At 72.1% G+C, this 24,427-nt stretch carries 21 protein-coding genes and 1 pseudogene; 19 read left to right on the forward strand and 3 right to left on the reverse strand.

Features of this window, described 5'->3' with window-relative positions:
• The first annotated feature begins 96 nt into the window (after positions 1-96).
• From ACIA8D_RS02760 to ACIA8D_RS02770, 3 genes are all read left to right on the forward strand, one after another.
• A complete protein-coding gene (locus tag ACIA8D_RS02760; RefSeq protein ID WP_399228111.1) occupies positions 97-258 on the forward strand; it encodes a hypothetical protein in 162 nt (53 codons plus the stop codon).
• A gap of 61 nt (positions 259-319) precedes the next feature.
• Positions 320-613, forward strand: a complete 294-nt coding sequence (locus ACIA8D_RS02765) for a hypothetical protein (protein ID WP_399228112.1) — start codon at positions 320-322, stop codon at positions 611-613.
• A 42-nt stretch (positions 614-655) separates the two neighbouring features.
• Positions 656-1,825, forward strand: coding sequence for a cysteine desulfurase family protein (locus ACIA8D_RS02770; protein WP_399228114.1), 1,170 nt, complete (start codon positions 656-658; stop codon positions 1,823-1,825).
• Between the two features lie 7 nt (positions 1,826-1,832).
• Here ACIA8D_RS02770 and ACIA8D_RS02775 read toward each other — a convergent pair whose 3' ends face one another.
• Entirely contained in the window at positions 1,833-2,528 is a 696-nt protein-coding gene (locus ACIA8D_RS02775) for an N-acetylmuramoyl-L-alanine amidase (RefSeq protein WP_399228115.1), read from the reverse strand.
• Positions 2,529-2,612: 84 nt separating this feature from the next.
• Between ACIA8D_RS02775 and mnmA the strand changes: the two genes are divergently transcribed.
• Positions 2,613-3,749, forward strand: a complete 1,137-nt coding sequence (mnmA, locus tag ACIA8D_RS02780) for a tRNA 2-thiouridine(34) synthase MnmA (protein WP_399228116.1) — start codon at positions 2,613-2,615, stop codon at positions 3,747-3,749.
• A 12-nt stretch (positions 3,750-3,761) separates the two neighbouring features.
• On the opposite strand, the gene ACIA8D_RS02785 is transcribed toward mnmA, so the two are convergent.
• Both ACIA8D_RS02785 and ACIA8D_RS02790 read right to left on the reverse strand, forming a co-directional pair.
• Positions 3,762-4,211 carry a hypothetical protein gene (locus ACIA8D_RS02785; RefSeq protein ID WP_399228117.1) on the reverse strand — a complete coding sequence of 150 codons (450 nt, stop codon included), beginning with the start codon at positions 4,209-4,211 and terminating at the stop codon, positions 3,762-3,764.
• A gap of 84 nt (positions 4,212-4,295) precedes the next feature.
• Positions 4,296-4,370: pseudogene (locus tag ACIA8D_RS02790) on the reverse strand (DUF427 domain-containing protein); the annotation flags it as partial.
• A 99-nt stretch (positions 4,371-4,469) separates the two neighbouring features.
• Between ACIA8D_RS02790 and ACIA8D_RS02795 the strand changes: the two are divergent.
• From ACIA8D_RS02795 to ACIA8D_RS02865, 15 genes are all read left to right on the forward strand, one after another.
• Positions 4,470-5,015, forward strand: a complete 546-nt coding sequence (locus ACIA8D_RS02795) for a TIGR00730 family Rossman fold protein (protein ID WP_399228118.1) — start codon at positions 4,470-4,472, stop codon at positions 5,013-5,015.
• A gap of 16 nt (positions 5,016-5,031) precedes the next feature.
• The gene (locus ACIA8D_RS02800) at positions 5,032-5,721 is read left to right on the forward strand and encodes an SDR family oxidoreductase (protein WP_399228119.1); all 690 of its coding nucleotides are present in this window, start codon (positions 5,032-5,034) and stop codon (positions 5,719-5,721) included.
• A 42-nt stretch (positions 5,722-5,763) separates the two neighbouring features.
• On the forward strand, positions 5,764-6,783 hold the full coding sequence (locus tag ACIA8D_RS02805; protein ID WP_399228120.1) for a methionine synthase: 1,020 nt from the start codon (positions 5,764-5,766) through the stop codon (positions 6,781-6,783).
• Positions 6,784-6,815: 32 nt separating this feature from the next.
• Entirely contained in the window at positions 6,816-9,017 is a 2,202-nt protein-coding gene (gene ligA / locus ACIA8D_RS02810; protein WP_399228121.1) for an NAD-dependent DNA ligase LigA, read from the forward strand.
• Between the two features lie 651 nt (positions 9,018-9,668).
• A complete protein-coding gene (locus ACIA8D_RS02815; RefSeq protein ID WP_399228519.1) occupies positions 9,669-12,062 on the forward strand; it encodes a putative bifunctional diguanylate cyclase/phosphodiesterase in 2,394 nt (797 codons plus the stop codon).
• Between the two features lie 260 nt (positions 12,063-12,322).
• Entirely contained in the window at positions 12,323-12,619 is a 297-nt protein-coding gene (gene gatC, locus ACIA8D_RS02820) for an Asp-tRNA(Asn)/Glu-tRNA(Gln) amidotransferase subunit GatC (protein ID WP_016432511.1), read from the forward strand.
• 6 nt (positions 12,620-12,625) lie between these two features.
• Positions 12,626-14,131 carry an Asp-tRNA(Asn)/Glu-tRNA(Gln) amidotransferase subunit GatA gene (gene gatA, locus ACIA8D_RS02825; RefSeq protein WP_399228122.1) on the forward strand — a complete coding sequence of 502 codons (1,506 nt, stop codon included), beginning with the start codon at positions 12,626-12,628 and terminating at the stop codon, positions 14,129-14,131.
• A gap of 5 nt (positions 14,132-14,136) precedes the next feature.
• Positions 14,137-14,370: a hypothetical protein gene (locus ACIA8D_RS02830; protein ID WP_266718898.1), complete on the forward strand. Its 234-nt coding sequence runs from the start codon at positions 14,137-14,139 to the stop codon at positions 14,368-14,370.
• A gap of 19 nt (positions 14,371-14,389) precedes the next feature.
• Positions 14,390-15,910 carry an Asp-tRNA(Asn)/Glu-tRNA(Gln) amidotransferase subunit GatB gene (gatB, locus tag ACIA8D_RS02835; RefSeq protein WP_399228123.1) on the forward strand — a complete coding sequence of 507 codons (1,521 nt, stop codon included), beginning with the start codon at positions 14,390-14,392 and terminating at the stop codon, positions 15,908-15,910.
• Between the two features lie 160 nt (positions 15,911-16,070).
• Complete coding sequence (locus ACIA8D_RS02840; protein WP_399228124.1) at positions 16,071-17,300, forward strand: arsenic transporter; 1,230 nt, start codon at positions 16,071-16,073, stop codon at positions 17,298-17,300.
• A gap of 160 nt (positions 17,301-17,460) precedes the next feature.
• The gene (locus ACIA8D_RS02845; RefSeq protein WP_399228125.1) at positions 17,461-19,707 is read left to right on the forward strand and encodes an MMPL family transporter; all 2,247 of its coding nucleotides are present in this window, start codon (positions 17,461-17,463) and stop codon (positions 19,705-19,707) included.
• Positions 19,685-20,254, forward strand: a complete 570-nt coding sequence (locus ACIA8D_RS02850) for a GNAT family N-acetyltransferase (RefSeq protein WP_399228126.1) — start codon at positions 19,685-19,687, stop codon at positions 20,252-20,254. The genes ACIA8D_RS02845 and ACIA8D_RS02850 overlap by 23 nt, the downstream gene beginning before the upstream one ends.
• A 35-nt stretch (positions 20,255-20,289) precedes the next feature.
• On the forward strand, positions 20,290-20,889 hold the full coding sequence (locus ACIA8D_RS02855; RefSeq protein WP_399228127.1) for a hypothetical protein: 600 nt from the start codon (positions 20,290-20,292) through the stop codon (positions 20,887-20,889).
• A 178-nt stretch (positions 20,890-21,067) separates the two neighbouring features.
• Positions 21,068-21,259: a hypothetical protein gene (locus tag ACIA8D_RS02860; protein WP_399228128.1), complete on the forward strand. Its 192-nt coding sequence runs from the start codon at positions 21,068-21,070 to the stop codon at positions 21,257-21,259.
• The gene (locus ACIA8D_RS02865; protein ID WP_399228129.1) at positions 21,256-24,387 is read left to right on the forward strand and encodes an AAA family ATPase; all 3,132 of its coding nucleotides are present in this window, start codon (positions 21,256-21,258) and stop codon (positions 24,385-24,387) included. The genes ACIA8D_RS02860 and ACIA8D_RS02865 overlap by 4 nt, the downstream gene beginning before the upstream one ends.
• Positions 24,388-24,427 lie beyond the last annotated feature (40 nt).

The following is a 24,427-nucleotide window of genomic DNA, read 5'->3' on the forward strand; positions in this document are numbered from 1 at the left end:
CCAGTTAACAACTGTTCTCCGTAATGGGGAAGTCGAGTCGCGAGCTAGACTCAATGGTCAGTGAACAGTTGTAACCCAACTTTCCGAGAGGCTTCCATGCTGTTCCTCGTTGCGGCCCTCCTACTGCTGGGCTTCGCGCTCGGCACCGTGGCCCACGCCCCGCTTCCGATCACGCTCGTCGCGGCCGCCGTCATCGGCGTCTGGCTGGCCGTCTTCGCGGTCCGCGAGCGCCACGCGCGCCGCAGGCACCAGTACTGAACCCAGCGGTTCACCTTCCGCAGTTCACGTTCAGCAGTTCACGCACTCAGGGGGTATCACCGTGCAACTCACCGCAGAACCGCAGACGACGCCCAGGTCACAGGCCCGTCCCACCGGACGGCGGGACACCGACGGCATGGCCGTCGCCTCGTTCGTCCTCGGCCTGGTCGGGCTGCTCGTCATGAACGTCTTCCTCGGCCCCGTCGCGATCGTCCTCGCGTCCGTCGCCCTGTGGCGCGGCACCGAGCGGCGCGGCCGCGCCCTCCTCGGGCTCGGTCTCGGCCTCGCCGACCTCGTCGTGCTCGGCGCCCTGATCGCCGCCGACGGCACGATGTCCTGGAGCATCACGGGCTGACCGTCAAACGCGCACACGTGGGCTCGTAGAATCGAGCCCACCATGGCTTACCTCGACCACGCCGCGACCACTCCGATGCTCCCGGAGGCGGTCGAGGTGATGACCGCCCAGCTCGCCGTCACCGGCAACGCCTCGTCCCTGCACGCCGCGGGACGCCGCGCCCGGCGCACCGTCGAGGAGTCCCGCGAGACCCTCGCCGAGTCGCTCGGCGCCCGGCCCAGCGAGGTCGTGTTCACCTCCGGCGGCACCGAGGCCGACAACCTCGCCGTCAAGGGCCTGTACTGGGCGCGCCGCGCCGCCGACCCGGCCCGCACCCGCGTCCTCGCCAGCCCCGTCGAGCACCACGCCGTGCTCGACGCCGTGCACTGGCTCGCCGAGCACGAGGGCGCGACGGTGGAGTACCTGCCCGTCGACGCGTACGGCCGCGTGTCCGCCGAGGCGCTGCGCGAGGCGATCGAGCGCAACCCCGACGACCTCGCGCTCGCCACGGTCATGTGGGCGAACAACGAGATCGGCACGATCCAGCCCGTGCGCGAACTCGCCGATGTGGCAGGGGAGTTCGACATCCCGCTGCACGCCGACGCGGTGCAGGCCTACGGGCAGCTCCCGGTCGACTTCGCCGCCTCCGGGCTCGCCGCGATGACCGTGTCGGGCCACAAGGTCGGCGGCCCGTACGGCATCGGCGCGCTGCTCCTCGGCCGCGAGTACAGCCCGGTCCCCGTGCTGCACGGCGGCGGCCAGGAGCGGCACGTCCGCTCCGGCACGCTCGACGTCCCCGCGATCGCGGCCTTCGCCACGGCCGGCCGGATCGCGACCGAGCAGCGCGAGTGGTTCGCCCGGGAGATCGGCGTGCTCCGGGACGACCTGGTCACCGCCGTGCGCACCGCCGTCCCCGAGGCGATCCTCGGCGGCGACCCGGCGCCCGGTGGCCGACTGCCCGCCAACGCCCACTTCACGTTCCCCGGCTGCGAGGGCGACTCGCTCCTGCTGCTCCTGGATGCGCAGGGCATCGAGTGCTCCACGGGCTCGGCCTGCACCGCGGGCGTGGCCCAGCCGAGCCACGTCCTGCTGGCCACCGGCACGGACCCGGACCTGGCGCGCGGCACGCTCCGCTTCTCCCTCGGCCACACGACGACGAAGGCCGATGTGGAAGCGGTGGCGACGGCGATCGGTCCCGTGGTGGAGCGCGCGAGGTCCGCGGGGCTCTCGTAGGGCGCTGTTACGCCTTCGCCGAGCCGTCCCGCTCGTACGCCGCCTTCACCAGGCGTATGTACCGGTCCCAGTCCCAGTGCCGCCCCGGGTCGGTGTGGTCGGTGCCCGGCACCTCGACGTGCCCGATGATGTGCTCCCGGTCGACCGGCATCTCGTAGCGCCTGCATATCCGGGCGGTGAGCCGCGCGGACGCCTCGTACATCGCGTCTGTGAAGTCCTGCGGCCGGTCCACGAAGCCCTCGTGCTCGATGCCGACACTGCGTTCGTTGTACTCCCGGTTCCCGGCGTGGAACGCGACGTCCAGCTCCCGGATCATCTGCGCGATGTGCCCGTCCTGCCGGACCACATAGTGCGCGGCCGCCCCGTGCCACGGGTCCTTGAAGACCTTCAACGTGCCCTGGTAGCTGCCCTGGGTGACGTGAATGATGACGCGGTCGACCGAGTAGTCGGCAGGGCGGTCCGCCCGCCGCCAGTTCGCCGCCGCGGCGGCCACCCACTCCGCGCCCTTGAAGTCCACCGCACCGGCCTTGCGCGGCTTGTCGACCCCCGGCATCTGCCACCACATGCGGGCGAGATCGCCGCGCGCGAGCAACCCGACGCCCACCGCCGAGGCGGCCCCGCCGATGATCAGGGTCCGGCGGCTGATCCCGCGATCACCGTCCCCGCCGCGGCCCTTCCCCGAACCGGCCTTCTTGTTCGCCATGCGACGCCCCCGTCATTCCCGTACGAGATCCACAACGCATCTCCGGCCGATTCGGTTCCCGCGGGCCCGTACCCTGTTAGTGCTATGACTTCGCAGACCTCGATGCTTCCCGCCGACCGCCCCCTCCGTGTCCTGGCCGCCATGTCCGGCGGCGTGGACTCCGCCGTCGCGGCGGCCCGCGCCGCAGAAGCGGGCCACGACGTGACCGGCGTGCATCTCGCGCTCTCGGCGAACCCGCAATCGTTCCGCACCGGCGCCCGCGGCTGCTGCACCATCGAGGACTCCCGCGACGCGCGCCGCGCCGCCGACGTCATCGGCATCCCGTTCTACGTCTGGGACCTCGCCGAGCGCTTCCGCGAGGACGTCGTCGAGGACTTCATCGCGGAGTACGAGGCGGGCCGCACGCCGAACCCGTGCCTGCGCTGCAACGAGAAGATCAAGTTCGCCGCGCTCCTCGACAAGGCGCTCGCCCTCGGCTTCGACGCGGTCTGCACGGGCCACTACGCGCAGGTGATCGTCAACGAGAAGGGCGAGCGCGAGCTGCACCGCGCCGCCGACATGGCCAAGGACCAGAGCTACGTCCTCGGCGTCCTGGACGACCGCCAGCTCGCCCACGCGATGTTCCCGCTGGGCGACACGGAGACGACCAAGGAAGAGATCCGCGCGGAGGCCGAGCGCCGCGACCTCGCGGTCGCCAAGAAGCCCGACTCCCACGACATCTGCTTCATCGCCGACGGTGACACCCAGGGCTTCCTCGCGAACCGCCTCGGCAAGGCCGAGGGCGACATCGTCGACGAGTCCGGAGAGAAGCTGGGCACCCACGAGGGCGCCTTCGGCTACACCATCGGCCAGCGCAAGGGCCTGCGGATCGGCAGGCCGGCGCCCGACGGCAAGCCGCGCTACGTCCTGGACATCTCCCCGGTGGACAACACCGTGACGGTGGGCCCGGCGGAGGCCCTCGACGTCACGGCGCTCACCGCCATCAAGCCCCGCTGGTGCGGCGCCGCGCCTGTGGGCCCCGGCACGTACACCGCCCAACTGCGCGCGCACGGCGGCGAGACCGAGGTGTCCGCGGAACTGGTCGACGACGAGCTGCGGGTCCGTTTCACGCAGGCCGTCCGCGGCGTCGCCCCCGGCCAGGCGATCGTGCTGTACGACGGCACGCGCGTGGTGGGCTCGGCGACCATCGCCACCACGGAGCGGGTCGCGGCGGCCGTCTAGGACCGTCGGCCTCTAGACCCTGCGCTGCAAGTAGTACTGCAGCACGGCACCCAACTGCCCGCACCACTCGGACGCCTGCGCCTTCTTCCGGGCCTGCACCTGGCAGGTGTAGACGGCGCCGTCCGACATCGAGGCCGTGACGAACACCCCGGACGGCATCGGCTGGAAGTGCGCCGTGCGGACGTGCGACCACGGCAGGTCGATGGCGTGCGGCCCCTGCTCGAAGTGCAGCCCGTCCACGTCCACGACCATGCCGTTGTGCTGGTCGGCGGCCACGAACTCCGGTCCGGCGGGACCCGCCGGGGGAGCCATCGGGGCCGGGGCGGCGGCGGGCGGCGCGGGCGCGTGCGAGGGCGGCGGCGGGGCCGTCGGAGGGTGGGGCGGGGGCGCCGGAGCGAAGGGCGGCGGGGGACCGCCGAACCCTCCCGTCGGAACGTTCTGCCGTCCGTCTCCGTGAGTCATGTCGCCTCACCCTCCGCCGTGCGCCGTGTACCTCCTCATTCGACCACGCGCGCGTGGCTACGCGGCGCCGACCTGCGTCTCGAAGAAGTAGGTCGCGTCGCCCTTGAAGGGGCAGTGCGTAGTCGTGTTCGAGGGTGTAAGCAGCTCGGTCCGGTGATCGGGTGTCCTTGAGTCACGGCTGTGCGGCGCTCACAGCGGGCGGGTTCTTCCCGGAGGCGGCCGCGGATCGCTGTCAGTGGCGGCCCGTACCGTAGGGGCATGAACATCTGCGTCTTCCTCTCCGCCGCCGACCTCGACGAGCGCTACACCCGCCCCGCCCGCGAATTCGCCGAACTGCTCGGCAAGGGCGGGCACACGCTCGTGTGGGGCGGCTCGGAGAGCGGCCTCATGAAGGTCGTCGCCGACGGCGTGGCGGAGGCCGGCGGGCGGCTCACCGGGGTGTCCGTGGACTTCCTCGCGGCCAAGGCGCGCGCGGTCACCGCGCCCGACGAGATGGTGATCGCCAAGGACCTCGCGGAGCGCAAGGCGCTGCTCCTGGAGAAGTCCGACGCCGTCGTGATCATGGTGGGCGGCACCGGCACGCTCGACGAGGCCACCGAGATCCTGGAGCTGAAGAAGCACGGCAAGACCGACAAGCCGATCGTGCTGCTCAACTCCGAGGGCTTCTACGACGGTCTGAAGGAACAGTTCCGGCGCATGGAGGACGAGGGCTTTCTCCCGATCCCCCTCACTGACCTCGTCTTCTTCGCTGAGGAGCCGGTCGGCGCCCTGGCTTACCTCGAAGAGTCGCGCGGCATCGAGTAGTGCGAGCATGGCGGGCATGGCTACACATGTGATCACCGGCGCCGGTTCCGGAATCGGCGCCGCCGTCGCCCGCCGCCTGCACGAACGCGGGGACGAAATCTTCCTCCACGCGCGCGACGCGGGCCGCGCCAAGGAGCTCGCCGCCGAGTACCCCGGCGCCCGGACGCTCGTCGGCGACCTCTCCGACCCGGACAAGCTGTCCTGGGCGTTCTCGCACCAGACGCTGCCCGACCGGATCGACTCGCTGCTGCACATCGCCGGCGTCGTCGACCTGGGCAAGGTCGGGGAGCTCACCCCGAAGTCGTGGCGCAACCAGCTCAACGTGAACCTCATCGCCCCGGCCGAGCTGACCCGCCACTTCCTGCCCCAACTCCGCGTCGCCCAGGGGCACGTGATCTTCGTGAACTCGGGCTCCGGGCTCAACGCCCACGCTGGCTGGTCCGCGTACGGCGCCTCCAAGCACGGTCTGAAGGGCCTCGCGGACGCGCTGCGCGAGGAGGAGCACGGCAACGGCGTGCGCGTCACGTCCGTCTACCCGGGCCGCACCGCGAGCGCCATGCAGGCCAAGGTGCACCAGCAGGAGGGCAAGGAGTACGACCCGGAGCGCTGGATCGACCCCGAGTCGATCGCCACGACGATCCTCATGGCGCTCGACCTCCCGCGCGACGCCGAGGTCAACGACCTGACGGTGCGCCCCGGCCGCTGACGTGCCGCCCGCCCGGTGGCCGGCGTTACGTACCCTTCCTGGGTGAGTGAAAAGAGCGACTTCAGGTGGGGGCCGGCCACGGGCGTCGGTTCGATGCCCGGTGGCGATGCCCGCGAGGCCGCCAAGACCGTGACCGGCAACTTCGAGGGCCCCGAGCAGGGGATGCCGTTCCTCGCCGAGCTGCCCGCGCGCGGCCCCGGCGCCGACATGATCGGCCGTACCGCGGGGATGCTGGTCGACCTCTACGCGCGCGTGGAGCCCAGCGGCTGGCGGATCGGCGACCGGCCCGGCCGTGACACCAAGCGCGCCCGGTCCTGGCTCGGCGAGGACCTCGACGCCCTCGAGGAGTTCACGCAGGGGTACGAGGGCCCGCTCAAGGTGCAGGCCGTCGGGCCCTGGACCCTCGCCGCCGCACTGGAGCTCCGGAACGGGGAGGCCGCGCTCTCCGACCTCGGCGCCTGCCGCGACCTCGCCGCCTCCCTCGCCGAGGGCCTGCGCGCCCACCTCGCCGACGTACGCCGCCGGGTGCCCGGCGCCCAGGTGGCGCTCCAGCTCGACGAGCCCTCGCTCATCGCCGTGCTGCGCGGACAGATCAAGACCGCCAGCGAGTACCGCACGCACCGCGCCGTCGACCGGCAGATCGTCGAGAGCGCGCTGCGGGACGTCATGGGCGTGATCGACGACGGCCCCCGGCTCGTCCACTCGTGCGCCCCCGACGTGCCGTTCGCCCTCCTGCGCCGGGCCGGCGCCGACGCGGTCTCCTTCGACTTCTCGCTGCTCACCGAGCGTGACGACGAGGCCATCGGGGAGTCCGTCGAGGGCGGTCTGCGACTCGTCGCCGGTGTCGTGCCCGGCGTGGACGGCCCATTGTCAGACCCTGCCGGTAGCGTCATGGGTGTCAGGACGCTGTGGCGCAGGCTGGGGCTGAATCCGGGTTCGCTCGCGGACTCGGTGGTGCTCACGCCGTCGTGCGGACTCGCGGGTGCGTCGCCCGCGTACGCCCGCGCGGCGCTCGCCCACTGCGTCCGGGCGGCGAGATCACTCGCGGACAACCCTGAGTGACCGTGGACGAAGGCATACGGGAGGACGAGACGGTGGCTGACGCACTGCAGAGCGAGGGCACGGTGCCCGCCGAGGCGCGTGACGAGCATGCCCGGCTGGCCGAGCAGATCGAGGAGCACCGCTTCAGGTACTACGTGAACGACGCTCCGGTCGTCTCCGACGCCGAGTTCGACAAGCTCCTGCGCTCCCTGGAGGCGCTGGAGGAGTCCCACCCCGAGCTGCGCACGCCGGACTCGCCGACCCAGAAGGTCGCGGGGCAGTACGAGACGGTGTTCACGTCCGTGGAGCACCGCGAGCGCATGCTCTCGCTCGACAACGCCTTCGACGACGAGGAGTTGGCGGCCTGGGCCGACCGCGTCGCCAAGGACGTGGGCGCGCCCGGCTATCACTTCCTGTGCGAGCTGAAGATCGACGGCCTCGCGGTCAACCTGACGTACGAGGACGGCCGGCTCACGCGCGCGGCGACCCGCGGTGACGGCCGGGTCGGCGAGGACATCACGTCCAACGTCCGCACGATCACGGAGATCCCGAACCGCCTGAAGGGCGAGAACATCCCGCCGCTCGTCGAGATCCGCGGCGAGGTCTTCTTCCCCATGGACAAGTTCGAGGAGCTGAACGCGCGGCTCGTCGAGGCCGGCGACAAGCCCTTCGCCAACCCCCGCAACGCGGCGGCGGGTTCGCTGCGCCAGAAGGACCCGCGCGTCACCGCGACGCGCCCGCTGCACATGGTGGTGCACGGCATCGGCGCCCGCGAGGGCTTCGACATCGACCGCCTCTCCGAGGCGTACGCCCTGCTGCGCGAGTGGGGCCTGCCCACCACCAAGTACAGCAAGGTGGTCGACGACCTCGACGGCGTACGGAAGTTCATCGCCTACTACGGCGAGAACCGCCACTCCGTGGACCACGAGATCGACGGCGCCGTCGTCAAGCTCGACGAGATCCCGCTCCAGGGCCGCCTCGGCTCCACGGCGCGCGCCCCGCGCTGGGCCATCGCCTGGAAGTTCCCGCCCGAAGAGGTCAACACCAAGCTGCTCAACATCCGCGTGGGCGTGGGTCGCACGGGTCGTGTGACGCCGTACGCGCAGGTGGAGCCGGTCACCGTCGCGGGCTCGGAGGTCGAGTTCGCGACGCTGCACAACCAGGAGATCGTCAAGAAGAAGGGCGTGTTCATCGGGGACACGGTCGTCATCCGCAAGGCCGGTGACGTCATCCCCGAGATCCTCGGCCCGGTCGCCGACCTGCGGGACGGCAGCGAGTACGAGTTCGTGATGCCCGCCGAGTGCCCCGAGTGCGGCACCCCGCTGCGGGCCATGAAGGAGGGCGACATCGACCTCCGCTGCCCCAACGCCCGTACGTGCCCTGCCCAGTTGCGCGAGCGCCTCTTCTACCTGGGCGGCCGCCAGAGCCTGGACATCGAGAACTTCGGGTACGTCGCCGCCGCCGCGCTCACCGGACCGCTCGAGCCCGCGCAGCCGCCGCTCACGGACGAGGGCGACCTGTTCGACCTCACGATGGACCAGCTCCTGCCCATCAAGGCGTACGTCCTCGACCAGGACAGCGGGCTGCCCAAGCGCGATCCGAAGACGGGCGAGGAGAAGATCGCGGACATCTTCGCCACCAAGGCGGGGGAGCCGCGCAAGAACGCCGTCTCGATGCTGGAGCACATCGAGGCCGCCAAGAGCCGCCCGCTGGCCCGGGTCATCAACGGCCTGTCGATCCGTCACGTCGGCCCGGTCGCCGCCGAGGCGCTCGCCCGCGAGTTCCGCTCCATCGACCGCATCGACCAGGCCACCGAGGAGGAGCTCGCCGCCACGGACGGCGTGGGCGGGATCATCGCCGCCTCCGTGAAGCAGTGGTTCGCCGAGGACTGGCATCGGGAGATTCTGCGGAAGTGGCGTGCGGCCGGTGTGCGGATGGAAGAGGAAGGGGCGGGGGAGGACGAGGGGCCGCGTCCCCTCGAAGGACTCACTGTCGTGGTCACCGGAACGCTGCAGAACTACACGCGGGATGGCGCAAAAGAGGCCCTGCAGACCAGAGGTGCCAAGGTCACGGGTTCCGTTTCCAAGAAGACGTCCTTCGTGGTCGTGGGTGACAACCCCGGCTCCAAGTACGACAAGGCCATGCAGGTCAAGGTTCCGGTTCTGGACGAGGACGGGTTCGCCGTCCTGCTGGAACAGGGGCCGGAGGCCGCCGTCGACGTGGCGCTTCCCGCCGAGCAGGAGATCGCCGAGTAGCGGCCTCGGGTCACTCGAACAGCGCATATCAGACGCAGGCGGAACGCCGGGGTCATTCGGGCAACCGTGCCCGGGCGCGTCCGTCTGGTGCCCGTGGAAGCCTTCTGCGGCCTACTGTTGAGGTGTGCGCCTGCCGAGTCCTGCTGCGGATGGGGCGAATCCTCGCCCGCTGGGTACGAGGAGAGCGGGCAGCGGACGCAGGCACCGCCGGCAGTGAGAGGGACGGGAATGGAACCGACCGAGAGCGCCGCCCCGGACTCACGCCTGCGCGCACGTCGACGTGCGCGGCGCGACACGGCGCCGCGCCCCGACCGCGGCGAAGGGGCCGACGGTGGCGACAGCGGTCACGGGGAGAACGAGCGCGGTGGTGTGGTGAACTGGCGCAAATGGTGGCGCGGGGCCGGATTCGGCGCCGGCCGGACGAGCGGCGCGGCGGGCCCCGAAGCGCCCGGGCCCGAAGTGACGGGCCACGAAGGGCCGCTGAAGCGCGGGGCGCGGGATCACCCTGCGGACAGCGGCAGTTCGGCCCACGCCCGCGCGGCGTCCGAGCCCGAGGAACCCGCCCCGGCCCGCCCCAGGCGCGCCGACGGGCAGCCTCCGCTCGCACTGCCGGCCCGCCCCCCGAGGACCGAGGGCGCGCCCGGCGAGCGCATGTCCGACGACTGGCGGTCCGGCGCGCGCCCGCAGGACCTGGGCGCCGCCAACTCGCGGATGTCCGGCGCCCGTCCGGCGGGTGACCGGGAGGCCGGCGACGAAACCTCCCGCGCGCACACTTCCCACCCCCGCGTGACCGCCGCGGGACCGGTCGTGCACGGGCGCACCGTGGACGGCCGGCCGGAGCTCGCCGGAGGAGGCGCCCGGCCCGCCGGGACCCACCGCGGCGCAGGACCCGGCAGGGGAGCGGGACCGCTCCCCGGGACCGTCCCCGCGGGTGGCAGCGTCGGGATGGCGACACCCGCGCGCAATCAGCTCGCGGGCCAGGGCGAGACCTCGCGGGCCGCGCTCGTGCCGCTGCTGCCCGGCGTGGTGGTGGCGCTCGCCGCCGTGGTGCTCGGCGGCGGCTTCTACTGGTCGCTCGGCCAGGGGCACGCGCTCTTCCCGTCCGGCACGGACGGCTGGTGCCTCGCGATCCTCACCGGAATCATCGTCGGCCACCTCGTCGCGCTCGGCCGTGACCGCTGGTGGGGCGGCACCGGATCCGGCGCGGCCCTCACCCTCGCGGTGCTGCTCCTGTACGGCTGGGTGCCCGCGGGCATGGTCAGTCTCACCGTCGTCGTCCTCGTCGGCATCGCCCGCAGGCACTGCTGGCGACAGGGCCTGTTGCACGGTGCGATCGACATCCTCGGCATCGGCGCCGGCGCCCTCGTCCTCGCCGCGTTCGGCCGCGTACCGTCCGTCGAGGTGCCGTGGAAACCCGAGGGCTGGGGCCTGTCCGCGGTGCCCGAGGTGGCCCTCGCTGCTCTTGCCTATCTTCTGGTTACCCGCACCCTGCTCTGGTACGTGCATGCGCCACCGAACTCGGGCCTTCCGACCGTCGCCCGCACCGCGCTCGTGCGGCAGGGCCTGGTCGCCGTCGCGCTGCTCGGGATCGCGCCGCTGATCTGCGTCGTCGCCATCGCGCTGCCGGTGCTGCTGCCGCTGTTCGCGATCCCGTTGATCGCGCTCGACTCCACGCTGTGGATCGCGCGGGCCCGCGCGGAGGAACAACTGCGTGACCCGCTCACCGGACTGCCGAACCGGCAGTGGCTGCTTGAGCGCACCTGGAGTGCGCTCGACGACGCCGAGCGGATCGGCGTGCGCAGCGCGCTCATGCTGATCGACCTCGACCGGTTCCGTTCGGTGAACGACACTCTCGGTCATCTCGCCGGTGACCGGCTCCTGTTGCAGATCGCCGATCGGCTGAGAGCGGCGCTGCCGCGCGGTGCGGAGGTCGCGCGGCTCGGGGGCGACGAGTTCGCGGTGCTGCTGCCCGTCGCCGACTCCACGACGTCCGCGACGCGGGTGGCCCGCAACCTCGTGGCCACCCTCGGCTCGCCCCTCGACCTGGACGGACTGACGCTCGTCCTGGAGGCCAGCGCGGGACTCGCCGTCTTCCCCGACCACGCGCTGGACGCCGAGGGCCTGCTCCGCCGGGCCGACGTCGCGATGTACCAGGCCAAGCGGGACCGCACCGGCGTCGAGGTCTACGAGTCGAAGCGGGACTCCAACACGCCCGACCGGCTCGGCCTGTTGGGCGATCTGCGGCGCGCGCTCGACGCGGGCGAGGTGGAGCTGCACTACCAGCCGAAGGTCCGGTTCGACGGGCACGTCGCGGGCCTGGAGGCGCTCGTACGGTGGGTGCATCCGGAGCGCGGGAAGGTGCCGCCGGACGAGTTCATCGCCATCGCCGAGTCGTCCGGGCTCATGCCGCATCTGACCGAGTACGTCCTGGAGACTGCCCTCGCGCAGGTCGCGCGCTGGCGTGCCAAGGGGCTGCATGTGCCGGTCGCGGTGAACGTGTCGCCGCGCGACGTGCACACGCCCGGCTTCGCCGGAGCGGTCGCCGCACGGCTCGCCCGGCACGGCGTCCCGGCCGGGTCGTTGCAGCTGGAGATAACGGAGCACGTGCTCCTGGAAGACCCGCAGCGGGCCGCCGACACTTTGGCCGGGCTCACCGGGCACGGCGTGAAGATGTCGCTCGACGACTTCGGCACCGGGTACTCGTCGCTCGTGCACCTGCGGCGGCTCCCGGTCAGCGAGCTGAAGATCGACCGGTCGTTCGTGGCCCGGCTCGCCGTGGACAACGAGGACGCGGAGATCGTCCGCTGCACCGTCGACCTGGCGCACTCGCTCGGCCTGCTGGTCGTCGCCGAGGGCGTCGAGGACGACGAGACGTGGGAGCGGCTGCGGGACCTGGGCTGCGACGCGGTGCAGGGGTGGCTGGTCGCCGCCGCGATGCCGCCCGACGAGACGACGGCGTGGCTCCGCGCCCGCGGCGCCCGCGGCTGGCGCCCGCCGGCGGCGCTCCCGGCGGCTCAGTCCGACGACTGCGGTCCCCTCGGCTGACGGGTCCCGCCCGCCCGGGGCGGGCCACTTTGCGGATGGGCTCGCGCGGTAGGAGGCAGCGGCGCAGCAGCATGCCGTAAGGGGTGCGGGGAACTGCGCGCCCAGCCCCGCTCCGCGTGCACAGGGGCGCAGGCCCACCCCGCCTCCCAGCACTCCCGCCTCCCCGGAGGGGCCCGCCCCCGTAAACCGTTTACCGACCATGGTGCCGCGCCCCATAGGATTGGGCTCAAACCGAGAACACGCACCCCGTGAGGATCCGCATGCCTGGCATCACGCGCGAGGAGGTCGCCCACCTCGCCCGGCTGGCGCGTCTGGAGCTGAAGCCCGAAGAGCTCGACCACTTCGCAGGCCAGCTCGACGACATCATCGGCGCGGTCGCCCGCGTCAGTGAGGTCGCCGACCAAGACGTACCGCCGACTTCGCACCCGCTGCCGCTGACGAACGTCATGCGCAAGGACGAGGTCCGTCCGTCGCTCACCCCCGAGCAGGCGCTCTCCGGCGCCCCGGCCCAGGAGCAGCAGCGTTTCAAGGTGCCGCAGATCCTGGGGGAGGACTAAACAGTCATGACGGACATCAACGTCAACATCATCAAGCTGACCGCCGCCGAGATCGCGGCGAGGATCGCTTCCGGCGAGCTCACCGCCGTCGAGGTCACCGAGGCCCACCTGGCCCGGATCGAGGCCGTCGACGAGAAGGTGAACGCCTTCCTGCACGTCGACCGTGAGGGCGCCCTGAAGCAGGCCGCCGCCGTCGACGCGAAGGTCAAGAACGGCGAGAAGCTCGGCCCGCTGGCCGGCGTCCCGCTCGCGCTGAAGGACATCTTCACCACCGAGGGCATCCCGACCACGGTCGGCTCCAAGATCCTCGAGGGCTGGATCCCGCCGTACGACGCGACGCTGGTCAAGAACCTGAAGGCCGCCGACGTCGTCATCCTCGGCAAGACCAACATGGACGAGTTCGCCATGGGGTCGTCGACGGAGAACAGCGCGTACGGCCCGACCGGCAACCCGTGGGACCTCACCCGCATCCCGGGCGGCTCCGGCGGCGGCTCCTCCGCCTCCCTCGCCGCGTACGAGGCCCCGCTCGCCATCGGCACGGACACCGGCGGCTCGATCCGCCAGCCCGCGGCCGTCACCGGCACCGTCGGCGTCAAGCCGACCTACGGCGGCGTCTCCCGCTTCGGCATGGTCGCGTTCTCGTCCTCCCTGGACCAGGGCGGCCCCTGCGCCCGCACGGTCCTGGACGCGGCACTGCTGCACGAGGCCATCGCCGGCCACGACCCGCTCGACTCCACGTCCATCGACGCCCCGGTCCCGGCCGTCGTCGAGGCCGCGAAGAACGGCAGCGTGCAGGGCATGCGCGTCGGCGTCGTCAAGCAGTTCCGCGGCGAGGGCTACCAGGCCGGCGTCGTGCAGCGCTTCGACGAGTCCGTCGAGCTGCTGAAGTCGCTGGGCGCCGAGGTCGTCGAGCTGGACTGCCCGTCGTTCGACCTGGCCCTGTCCGCGTACTACCTGATCGCGCCGTCCGAGTGCTCCTCGAACCTCGCCCGGTTCGACGCCATGCGCTACGGCCTGCGCGTCGGCGACGACGGCTCGCACTCGGCGGAGGACGTCACCGCGCTGACCCGCGAGGCAGGCTTCGGCGACGAGGTCAAGCGCCGCATCATCCTCGGTACGTACGCCCTGTCGAGCGGTTACTACGACGCGTACTACGGCAGCGCCCAGAAGGTGCGCACGCTGATCACCCAGGAGTTCGAGGCCGCGTTCGAGCAGGTCGACGTCATCGTGTCGCCGACCACGCCCACCACCGCCTTCCCGATCGGCGAGCGCGCCGACGACCCGATGGCGATGTATCTCGCGGACCTGTGCACGATTCCGACCAACCTTGCGGGGAACTCGGCCATGTCGCTGCCCTGCGGCCTGGCCCCCGAGGACGGGCTGCCGGTCGGACTGCAGATCATCGCCCCCGCCATGAAGGACGACCGCCTGTACAAGGTGGGGTCCGCCGTCGAGGCCGCTTTCGTGGAAAAGTGGGGGCACCCGCTGCTTGAGGAGGCTCCGTCGCTGTGAGTGCCATGGCAAAGAAGGCCAAGAACTTCAAGAAGTCCAAGACCGGCGTCTACGTCTCGCTGGCCAGCACCGCCTTCGGCGCGCTCAGCGTCGCGAAGCAGGCGAAGATGGCCCGCAACGACAACGACACCCTGCGGCTGGTCGACGCCGCCGTGTCCGCCGCCGCCATCGTCACCGGTATGGCGATCCTCTACCGGGAGCTCAAGCGCCTGGGCGACGACGACGTCCTGCTGGGCTGAGAGGGAAGTTTCAACAATCGTGACTGCCACGACCACGTCCGAGCTGATGGGGTACGAGGACGCGCTCGCGTCGTACGACCCGGTCATGGGCCTTGAGGTCCACGTCGAGCTCGGCACGAAGACGAAGATGTTCTGCGGCTGCTCCACCGAGCTGAAGCAGGACGCCAACAGCCAGACCTGCCCGACCTGCCTCGGCCTGCCCGGCGCGCTGCCGGTCGTGAACGAGATCGGCGTCGAGTCGGCCATCAAGATCGGCCTCGCGCTCAACTGCTCGATCGCCGAGTGGTGCCGTTTCGCCCGGAAGAACTACTTCTATCCGGACATGCCGAAGAACTTCCAGACCTCTCAGTACGACGAGCCGATCGCCTTCGACGGCTACCTCGACGTGCAGCTGGAGGACGGGGAGGTCTTCCGCGTGGAGATCGAGCGCGCCCACATGGAGGAGGACACCGGCAAGTCGACGCACGTCGGCGGTGCCACGGGTCGTATCCAGGGCGCCTCGCACTCGCTGCTCGACTACAACCGCGCGGGCATCCCGCTCATCGAGATCGTCACCAAGCCCATCGAGGGCGCGGGCGAGCGGGCCCCCGAGGTCGCGAAGGCGTACGTCGCAGAGCTGCGCGAGGTCATCAAGGCGCTCGACGTGTCCGAGGCCCGGATGGACAAGGGCCAGATGCGCTGCGACGTGAACCTGTCGCTGCGTCCGAACGGGACCGAGAAGTTCGGCACGCGTTCCGAGACGAAGAACGTGAACTCGCTGCGTTCCGTCGAGCGTGCGGCGCGCTACGAGATCCAGCGGCACGCCGCGGTGCTGTCCTCCGGCGGTTCGATCGTGCAGGAGACCCGTCACTTCCACGAGGAGGACGGCTCCACCACCTCGGGCCGCATCAAGGACAACGCCGAGGACTACCGGTACTTCCCGGAGCCCGACCTGGTGCCGGTGGCCCCGTCCCGCGAGTGGGTCGAGGCGCTGCGTGCCGAGCTGCCGGAGATGCCGCTCGCGCAGCGCAACCGGCTGATCGAGGAGTGGGCCGTCAGCGCCCACGACATGCAGTCGATCCGCAACGCCGGTGCCATCGGCCCGATCGTCGCCACCATCGCGGTCGGCGCAGACCCGGCGTCCGCCCGCAAGTGGTGGATGGGCGAACTGGCCCGTTCCGCGAACGACCAGGGCGTCGAGCTGGGCGCGCTGCCGATCACGCCGGAGCAGGTGGCCCGCGTGTCCGAGCTGGTCGCCGCGGGCGACCTCAACGACAAGCTGGCCCGCCAGGTCATCGACGGCGTACTGAAGGGCGAGGGCACGCCGGACGAGGTCGTGGAGAAGCGCGGCCTGAAGGTCGTCTCGGACGAGGGCGCGCTGTCCACGGCCGTGGACGAGGCGATCGCCGGGAACCCGGGCGTCGCGGACAAGATCCGTGGCGGCAAGGTCGCTGCCGCGGGGGCGCTCGTCGGGGCGGTCATGAAGGCGACCCGGGGGCAGGCCGACGCGGCGCGCGTCAAGGAACTGATCCTGGAGAAGTTGGGCGTCAGCGAGGGCTGACAGCGCCTGGGCGGCGGGGCATCGGGTTGCCGGTGCGCCGCCGCCTTTCCGTGTCCAGGTCTCGGGGCTCCGCCCCGGACCCCGCTGCTCAATCGCCGCAGGGGCTTGAAATTGGGGACCCGCCCCGTGCCCAGCTCCCCCATCACCGCAGGGGCCTCAGTTGCTCATCTCCGTAGCCCTTCTTGCCGTCACGCTGCTCTTCGCCGTCCTACGCCCCCGTAAATGGCCGGAGGCCGTCGGTGCCGTGCCCGCGGCAGGTGTGGCCATGGCCGCCGGAGTGGTGTCGCCCGCCCACGCCTGGGCCGAGACCCAAGAGCTCCTTCCGGTCGTCGGGTTCCTCGCCGGGATCCTCCTGCTGGCCCAACTCTGCGCCGACGAAGGACTGTTCAAGGCGGCCGGCGACCTGGTCGCCCGTGCCTGTCACGGCAGTCCGAAGCGGATGCTGGGCGGTGTGTTCGCGGTGGCCGCGGGGATCACCGCCGTACTGAGCCTCGACGCCACCGTCGTCCTGCTCACCCCGGTCGTCTTCGCGACCGCGGCCCGCATCGGGGCCCGCCCGCGGCCGCACGTCTACGCGAGCGCCCACCTCGCCAACTCGGCGTCACTCCTGCTGCCGGTGTCCAACCTCACGAACCTGCTGGCCTTCGCGGCGAGCGGACTCACATTCACGCACTTCGCGGGGCTCATGGCGCTCCCGTGGCTGGTGGCGATCGGCATCGAGTACGCGGTGTTCCGCCGGTACTTCGCCGCCGACCTGGCCGCGCCCGCGCACGAACCGGACGCCGAAGAGCCGCCCGGCGTCCCGTTGTTCACGCTCACGGTGCTCGCGCTCACGCTCGCCGGGTTCGTCGTCACGTCCTTCGCGGGCATCGAACCGCTGTGGGCCGCCTTCGCGGGAGCGGCCGTGCTCGGCACCCGGGCCCTGGCCCGCCGCCACAGCACCCCGGCGGAACTGCTCAAGGCGGCCAACCTGCCGTTCTGCATCTTCGTCCTCGCGCTCGGCATCGTGGTCAAGGCCGTGGTCGACAACGGGCTCGGGGACGCCATCGCCCGCTTCCTGCCGGACGGTTCGTCCCTGCCCACGCTGCTCGCGATCGCCGGGACCGCGGCGCTGCTCTCCAACGTCATCAACAACCTGCCGGCGATCCTGACCCTGCTCCCGGTCGTCGCCCCGATGGGCCCGGGGCCGGTGCTCGCCGCCCTGATCGGCGTCAACCTCGGCCCCAACCTCACGTATGTCGGCTCCCTGGCGACCCTGCTGTGGCGGCGCATCGTGCACGAACACGGCACCGAGCCCGAGTTGGGCGAGTTCACCCGCCTCGGTCTGCTCACCGTCCCCGCGACGCTCGCGGCGTCGACGCTCGCGCTGTGGGCCGTGCTGCTCGTGTGAGTGTGCGACTCCCCTTGTGAGTAAGGACACGAAAGCGACAAAGGATCACTTCCGGCTGTAAGAGTGTCTCGTCATTGCTCATGTGTTCTTTGCGGACGGTTCACGCATCAAGCGGATGTTCCCGGACGAAGATCCACGAAATGACCCAGGGAGCACGACCGTGGCCGCACTCGCCCGCTGGTGTGTCAATCACCGGCTCGTGGTCGTCCTTCTGTGGTTGACCGCCCTCGTGGGCACGAGTGCCGCCGCTGCCGTGGCGGGCTCCGCGTACTCGAACGACTACGAGGCGCCGGGCACGGAATCGGGGCGCGCCACACAGCTCCTCGACGAGAACTTCGCCGGGCTCGGCGGCGACAGCGACACCGTCGTCTGGCACATCGAGGGCTCCACCGTGCGCGCCGCCGACGTCGAGAAGACGATGAGCAACACCCTCGGCGAACTCGCCGACCTCCTGGGCGTCGCGGCCGTCGGATCGCCGTACGAGGCCGGGGGCCCGGGGCAGATCAGTGCCGACGGCCACACGGCGTACGCCACGGTCACCTTCGACAAGCAGGCCGACGACATCCCGGAGGGGCAGGCGCAGGCCGTCGTCGACACCGCGCAGGCCGCCGAGGACGACGGGCCCGACGGGCTCCAGGTGGAGCTCGGCGGCAGCGCCGTCGCGCTCACCGAGTCGACCTCGGCCCACACGTCCGAGATCATCGGCGTCGTCGTCGCGGCCGTCGTGCTCTTCCTCGCCTTCGGCTCGCTGGCCGCGGCCGCGCTGCCCATCGCCACCGCGCTGGTGAGCGTCGGCACCGCGTACGCGGGGATCGTGCTGCTCGGGCACGCCATGACCGTCGCGGACTTCGCGCCGATGCTCGGCATGCTCGTCGGGCTCGGCGTCGGGATCGACTACGCGCTGTTCATCGTGACCCGGCACAGGAGAGGGCTGAAGCGCGGGCTGCCGGTGGCCGAGGCCGCCGAGCGGGCCGTCGCCACCACAGGGCGTGCCGTGGTGTTCGCCGGGGCCACCGTGTGCATCGCCCTGCTCGGCATGCTGATGCTGGGCCTGAGCTTCCTCAACGGCGTCGCCATCGCCGCGTCCGTGACCGTGCTGCTCACCGTCGCCGCGTCCGTGACGCTGCTGCCGGGGCTGCTCTCGTACATCGGGATGCGGGCGCTGTCGCGGCGCGAGCGGCGGCGGCTCGCCGAGCACGGGCCCGAGCCCGTGCTGCCGACCGGGCTCGCCGCCCGCTGGGCCGCCTTCGTGGAGCGCAGGCCGAAGCTGCTCGGCGCGCTCGCGATCGCCGTGATCGCGGTGCTCTCGCTGCCCACCTTCTTCCTCCACCTGGGCACGTCCGACCAGGGCAACAGTCCGGCGAGCAGCACCACCCGGCAGGCCTACGACCTGCTTGCCGACGGGTTCGGGCCCGGCGTGAACGGGCCGCTGACCCTCGTCACCCAGGTCGACGGTGCCAAGGACAAGACCGCGCTCGCGGAGCTGACGAGCGAGCTGCGGGACACCGACGGGGTCGCCTCCGTCTCACGTGTTACGTATAACTCCGATGACAGCGCGGCCCACCTCACCGTCGTGCCGAAGTCCTCGCCGCAGTCCGAGCGGACCAGTGAGCTGGTCGACCGGCTTCGCACCGAGGCCGTGCCGGCCGCGGAACAGGGCAGCAGCCTCGATGTGCAGGTCGGCGGCGTCACCGCGAGTTACGACGACTTCGCCGAGGTCATCGTCGGCAAGCTGCCCCTGTTCGTCGGCGCAGTGGTCGGACTCGGCTGCGCGCTGCTCCTGCTCGCCTTCCGGTCCATCGGGATCCCGCTCAAGGCCGCCGCGATGAACGTCGCGGCCGTGGCAGCGGCCTTCGGTGTCGTCGTCGCGATCTTCCAGTGGGGCTGGGGGAGCGAACTCCTCGGGCTCGGGGCGTCCGGGCCGATCGAGCCCTTCCTCCCCGTGATCATGGTGTCGGTCCTCTTCGGGCTCTCCATGGACTACCAGGTGTTCCTCGTGAGCCGGATGTACGAGGAGTGGCTGGAGACCGGCGACAACCGGCGGGCCGTGCGGGTCGGGCTCGCCGAGACCAGCCGCGTGATCAACTCGGCCGCCGTGATCATGATTTCGGTGTTCCTCGCGTTCGTCCTCAGCGGGGACCGGGTGATCGCCATGTTCGGCATCGCGCTCGCCGTGGCCGTCGCCGTCGACGCGTTCGTCCTCCGTACGCTCCTCGTGCCCGCCCTGATGCACATGCTCGGCGGCGCCAACTGGTGGCTGCCCAAGTGGCTCGACCGGCGCCTGCCGCGGCTGAGTATCGAGCCGCCCGAGTGCCGCGCCGCCGCGGGTGCGAGGATCCCGGTGCCGCGAGACTCGCTGCAGGACCTCTCCGCGAAGGAGCCCGATGTACGCCATCCCGCTGGGTGACACCCGCGCCGAACTGCGCCCCCTGGAGCCCTGGAACGCCGAGGAACTCCTCACCCACCTGGACCGGGGCCGTGAGTTCATCGGGCAGTTCATCCCGTTCGGCCAGGACGCCAGGGACGCCGAGGGCGCCCGCGCGCTGATCCAGCGGTACGCCGACAAGCGCGCCACCGACAGCGGCAGCCTGCACGGCATCTGGCTGGAGGGAAAGCTCGTCGGCGGCGTGCTCTTCCGGGTCTTCGACGCGGCGGCCGGCACCTGCGAGGTGGGCTGCTGGCTGGAGCCCGCCGCCACCGGGCGCGGACTCGTCACGCGCGCGGCCCGCGTGCTCATCGACTGGGCCGTCGAGGAGCGCGGCATTCACCGTGTCGAGTGGATCGCCGCCGCCGGCAACGCGCCCAGCATCGGCGTCGCCCGCAGGCTCGGGATGCGCCGCGACGGGGTGCTCCGCGAGGCGTTCCTGTACGACGGCGTACGCCATGACGAGGAGATCTGGTCGGTGCTCGCGCCCGAGTGGCGCAGCGCACGCGACGCGCACAGGGAGCATTAAGACGGCTCTCAGACTCCACCCCTACGGTGCGCAGCATGACTACGAAGACTGAAGCGCAGCGCGACGCCGAGACCACGGTGGAGGAGGCCGTGAAGGCAGACAAGGCCGAGCAGGCCGACAAGGAAGCCGCGGCGGAGGCCACCGAGGCCGAGACCGAGGGCGTGCAGGACGACGACGCGGCCGAGGCCGCCGCGGAGGCCGAGCTCGCGGCCCTCGCCAAGGCCGAGGCCGACAAGCCGTCCGGCGTCGGCCAGGGCGCGGGCGCGATCGTCTCCGTAGCCCTCGGTATCGTCGGGCTCAGCGGCGGCTGGCTCGGCACCATCGCCTCGGCCCGCGCGCAGCTCCAGGGCCAGCTCACCACCGCGCAGAGCGCGGGCATCGCCAAGCAGATCTCCGCGATGTACGGCGAAGCCTGGCACTCCGCCGCCCTGGTCGGCGGCCTCTTCTCGCTCGTCGCCCTGGTGATCGGCGCGGCCGTGCTGGCCAGGCCCGCGTTCGGCGCGCCCGGCAAGCCGCAGGCGCTGTGGATCAAGTCGACCGCGTGGGCTGGTCTCGCCGTCGGCGTCATCGGGCTGCTGCTCGCCGTCGCCAAGTACACAGACCTCATCCTCGGCATGCCCGGCACCAGCGGCTGAGGCACTCGCGTAAGGGCGGACGAGCCGCCTAAGGCACCCCGTGGGCCGCGTCTAAGGAGGCGCGGCCCACAAACATGCGGCACTCTCCCCATGTGCCGCACCCCCCTGGGGGACGAGATTGGAGGCATCGCGGAGAACGCTCCGCGAGAGCCGCCAAGACCGTCACCAGGGAGACGAGATGTTCGAGTACGAACTCCACCAGGTCCGCTCCGCCGAACTCATCGAGGAGGCCGAGCGGTTCCGCCTCGCACGCTTCGCCCGCAAGCAGGCGAAGGCCCGGCGCGCGGAGCGCCGAGCACAGGACCAGGACGCGGAGAGGCCGGTGAGCACCGGCCGCTCCGACCGGCGCCGCGCACCGCGCACGGCGTGAGCGCGCCCGCCGCGGCCGGCGGCGCCGGGATCGCGGCCCCGCTGTCAGACCCGTGTGCGATCCTCAGCGATGTGGAGACCAGGTCCGTCAGTCCGGTGTTCGTCGGTCGCGCCGATGAACTGGGCGTACTGAGCAAGGCCCTTGAGCGGGCCGGGGCCGCCGAGCCGCAGGCGCTGCTGCTCGGCGGCGAGGCCGGCGTGGGCAAGACGCGCCTCGTCGAGGAGTTCGGCGCGGCCGCCCGCGACCGGGGCGCCGTCGTCGTCACCGGCGGCTGCGTCGAGATCGGCGCGGACGGACTGCCGTACGCGCCGTTCTCCACCGCCCTGCGCGCCCTGCGCCGCACGCTGCCCGACGAGGTGGACGCGGCGGTCGCGGGCCGCGAGGACGAACTGGCCCGGCTGCTGCCGGAACTGGGCGAGCACGAGGGCCGCGGCCTCGACGGCCGGGGCGACGAGAGCGCGACGGCCCGCCTCTTCGAACTCACCGTCCGGCTCCTGGAGCGCGTCTCGGCCGAGCGCACCGTCGTCGTGGTCCTCGAAGACCTGCACTGGGCGGACGCCTCCACCCGCCACCTGCTCTCCTACCTGTTCCGTACGCTGCGCAGCGGCCGCCTCGCCGTCATCGCCAGCTACCGCGCGGACGACGTGCACCGCCGCCACCCCCTGCGCCCCCTGCTCGCCGAGCTCGACCGGCTGCGCACCGTCACCCGCATCGAACTCGGCCGCCTCAGCCGGGACGAGGTCGCCCGCCAGATCGCCGGAATCATGGCCGCGGAACCCGAACCCGCCGACGTGGACGACATCTTCCGCCGCTCCGACGGCAACGCGTTCTTCGTCGAGGAACTCGCCGTGTCCGCCGCCGAGGGCTGCGCCACGGGCCTGACCGACTCGCTGCGCGACGTCCTCCTCGTCCGCGTCGAATCGCTGCCCGAGTCCGCCCAGCGCATCGCCCGGACCTGCGCGGAGGGCGGCTCCACGGTCGAGTACCCGCTGCTCGCGGCCGTCGCCGGGCTCGGCGAGGACGAACTGATCGAGGCGCTGCGCGCCGCCGTAGGAGCGAACATCCTGCTCGCGTCCCCGGACGGCGACGGCTACCGGTTCCGCCACTCCCTGGTCCGCGAAGCCGTCAGCGACGACCTGCTGCCCGGCGAGCGCTCCCGCATCAACCGCCGCTACGCCGAGGCCCTGGAGGCCGAGCCGACCCTGGTGCCCGCCGACGCGCGCGTGACGCGCCTCGCCAGCTACTGGTACCACGCCCACGACGCGGCGAAGGCCCTGCCCGCCGTCCTCGACGCCTCCGTGGCGGCCCGCCGCCGGCACGCGTACTCCGAGCAACTGCGCCTCCTCGAGCGGGCGATGGAGCTGTGGGACGGCGCACCGCAGGAGATCCGCGCCGCGCTGCGCATGGGCGACTACGCCCTCGCCTTCAGCTCCTGCGGCTGCGATCCCGCCCGGACCCCGCTCGAATACCTCGACCTGCTGTCCGAGGCCGCGGTGGCCGGGCGCCTGTGCGGGGAGCGGGAGCGTGCGCTGAAGATCGGCAAGCGGGGGCTGCGCATCCTGGAGGAGGCCGAGGGCAGCGGGACGGCGGACCCCCTCCGGGCCGCGTGGTTCCACATCCAGAACTCCAAGATCGTCTCCCACGTCGGCCGCGGCGACGGGTGGGACGAGATCGCCACGGCCCAGGAGCTCGTCCGGGGTCTGCCGCCGTCCGCCGTGCACGCCGAGGTGCTGGCGAACGTAGCGGCCTGGGGAATGCTGCACAGCCCCGGCGCCGAGACCCTCGCCGCCGCCGAGCGAGCCGTCGAGTACGCGCGCATGGTCGACGACGCGGAGGAGATCGAACTCCACGCGCGTCTCGTCCGCGGCGGACTCCTCGTGGACGCGGGAGCCATCGAGGAGGGCTTCGCCGAGATGCACGCGGTCCGCGAGCGCTCCCTGGCCCTGGGCATGACCGCCCGCCTCGTCAACGTCAACGTCAACCTGCCCTCCCACCTGGAAGGCGTCGGGCGCTCCGCGGAATCCGCGCGCGTCTGCGAAGAGGCCGTCGCCCTGTGCCGCCGCTACGGCCTGACCGACAACAAGGGCTGGGTCCGTTCCAATCTGGCCGAGTCCCTCGTCTCCCTCGGCCGCTGGGACGAGGCGGTCGAGGTCGCCGAGTGGGTGAGCCGGCGCTTCGGCCTCAGCGACAAGCCCCGCGGTACCGCGTGCGCGCACCTCGCCATGGTCGCGCTCGGCCGCGGCGCCCTTCAGGAAGCGGCCGACCACCTCGCCGCGGCCAACGGGTTCTACGGCGCGCACGACCCGCAGCCCCAGTACACGCTGCCCCGCGCCCACCTCGCCCTCGCGCTCGCCGCCGCCCAGGGCCGCCTCCTGGACGCCCGCGCCGAGCTCGCCCGGCTGGTCGCGGCGGGGCTGCCGCCCTCCATGCACCGCTACTCCTGGCCCCTCCTGCGCAGCGCCGCCGCGGCCGAGGCGGACGCGCGCGGACTGCCGGCCGCCGACGCCGGTCGCGCGGAGGCGGTCGCCCGGATCCGGGACGCCGCGAAGCGTCAGGCCACGCCCGTACCGGTCTGGCAGGCCCACGAGCGGTGGGTGCGCGTCGAGCTCCTGCGCGCGGAGGGCCGCGACACCGCCGACGAGTGGTCCGCCACGGTCACCGATTTCGAGCCGCTCGACCGGCCCCACGACCTGGCCCGCGTCCGGCTCCGCCTCGCGGAGTCCCTGGTCGCGCGGGGCGCGGAGGGGGACCGGGACCGCGCCACCGAACTCCTGCGGCTCGTCGGAGCGGTCGCCGAGCACCTGGGCGCGCGCCCGCTCACCGAATCCGTCGCCCTGCTCGCCCAGCGTGCCCGGCTGTCCCTGGCCCGCGAGGCGCCGCGGCAGAGCGCTCCGGACGACCCAGCGCGGGAGTTCGGCCTCACGAGCCGCGAGCGGGACGTGCTGCGTCTGGTCGCGGCGGGCCTCAGCAACCGCCAGATAGCCGAGGAGTTGTTCATCTCGCCGAAGACGGCGAGCGTCCACGTCTCCAACATCCTCGCGAAGCTGGGCGTCGCGGGCCGCGGCGAGGCGGCGGCCCTGGCCCACCGCCTGAGCCTCTTCCCGGCGGAGCGGGCTCCCGTACGCTGAGGGGGAGGGCCCGGTCGGGGCCCGCCCCGGGAGGCGCCGT

This window comes from Streptomyces sp. NPDC051684 (assembly GCF_044453445.1).
GTDB lineage: Bacteria > Actinomycetota > Actinomycetes > Streptomycetales > Streptomycetaceae > Streptomyces.

Bases quoted from the DNA above. Each gene is read 5' to 3' on its own strand.
- ACIA8D_RS02860 (WP_399228128.1), top strand. From the start codon at position 21,068: ATGTTCGAGTACGAACTCCACCAGGTCCGCTCCGCCGAACTCATCGAG.
- ACIA8D_RS02830 (WP_266718898.1), top strand. From the start codon at position 14,137: ATGGCAAAGAAGGCCAAGAACTTCAAGAAGTCCAAGACCGGCGTCTAC.
- ACIA8D_RS02855 (WP_399228127.1), top strand. From the start codon at position 20,290: ATGACTACGAAGACTGAAGCGCAGCGCGACGCCGAGACCACGGTGGAG.
- ACIA8D_RS02775 (WP_399228115.1), bottom strand. From the start codon at position 2,528: ATGGCGAACAAGAAGGCCGGTTCGGGGAAGGGCCGCGGCGGGGACGGT.
- ACIA8D_RS02770 (WP_399228114.1), top strand. From the start codon at position 656: ATGGCTTACCTCGACCACGCCGCGACCACTCCGATGCTCCCGGAGGCG.
- ACIA8D_RS02800 (WP_399228119.1), top strand. From the start codon at position 5,032: ATGGCTACACATGTGATCACCGGCGCCGGTTCCGGAATCGGCGCCGCC.
- ACIA8D_RS02815 (WP_399228519.1), top strand. From the start codon at position 9,669: ATGTCCGACGACTGGCGGTCCGGCGCGCGCCCGCAGGACCTGGGCGCC.
- ACIA8D_RS02785 (WP_399228117.1), bottom strand. From the start codon at position 4,211: ATGACTCACGGAGACGGACGGCAGAACGTTCCGACGGGAGGGTTCGGC.
- mnmA (WP_399228116.1), top strand. From the start codon at position 2,613: ATGACTTCGCAGACCTCGATGCTTCCCGCCGACCGCCCCCTCCGTGTC.
- gatA (WP_399228122.1), top strand. From the start codon at position 12,626: ATGACGGACATCAACGTCAACATCATCAAGCTGACCGCCGCCGAGATC.
- ACIA8D_RS02795 (WP_399228118.1), top strand. From the start codon at position 4,470: ATGAACATCTGCGTCTTCCTCTCCGCCGCCGACCTCGACGAGCGCTAC.
- ACIA8D_RS02760 (WP_399228111.1), top strand. From the start codon at position 97: ATGCTGTTCCTCGTTGCGGCCCTCCTACTGCTGGGCTTCGCGCTCGGC.
- ACIA8D_RS02850 (WP_399228126.1), top strand. From the start codon at position 19,685: ATGTACGCCATCCCGCTGGGTGACACCCGCGCCGAACTGCGCCCCCTG.
- gatC (WP_016432511.1), top strand. From the start codon at position 12,323: ATGCCTGGCATCACGCGCGAGGAGGTCGCCCACCTCGCCCGGCTGGCG.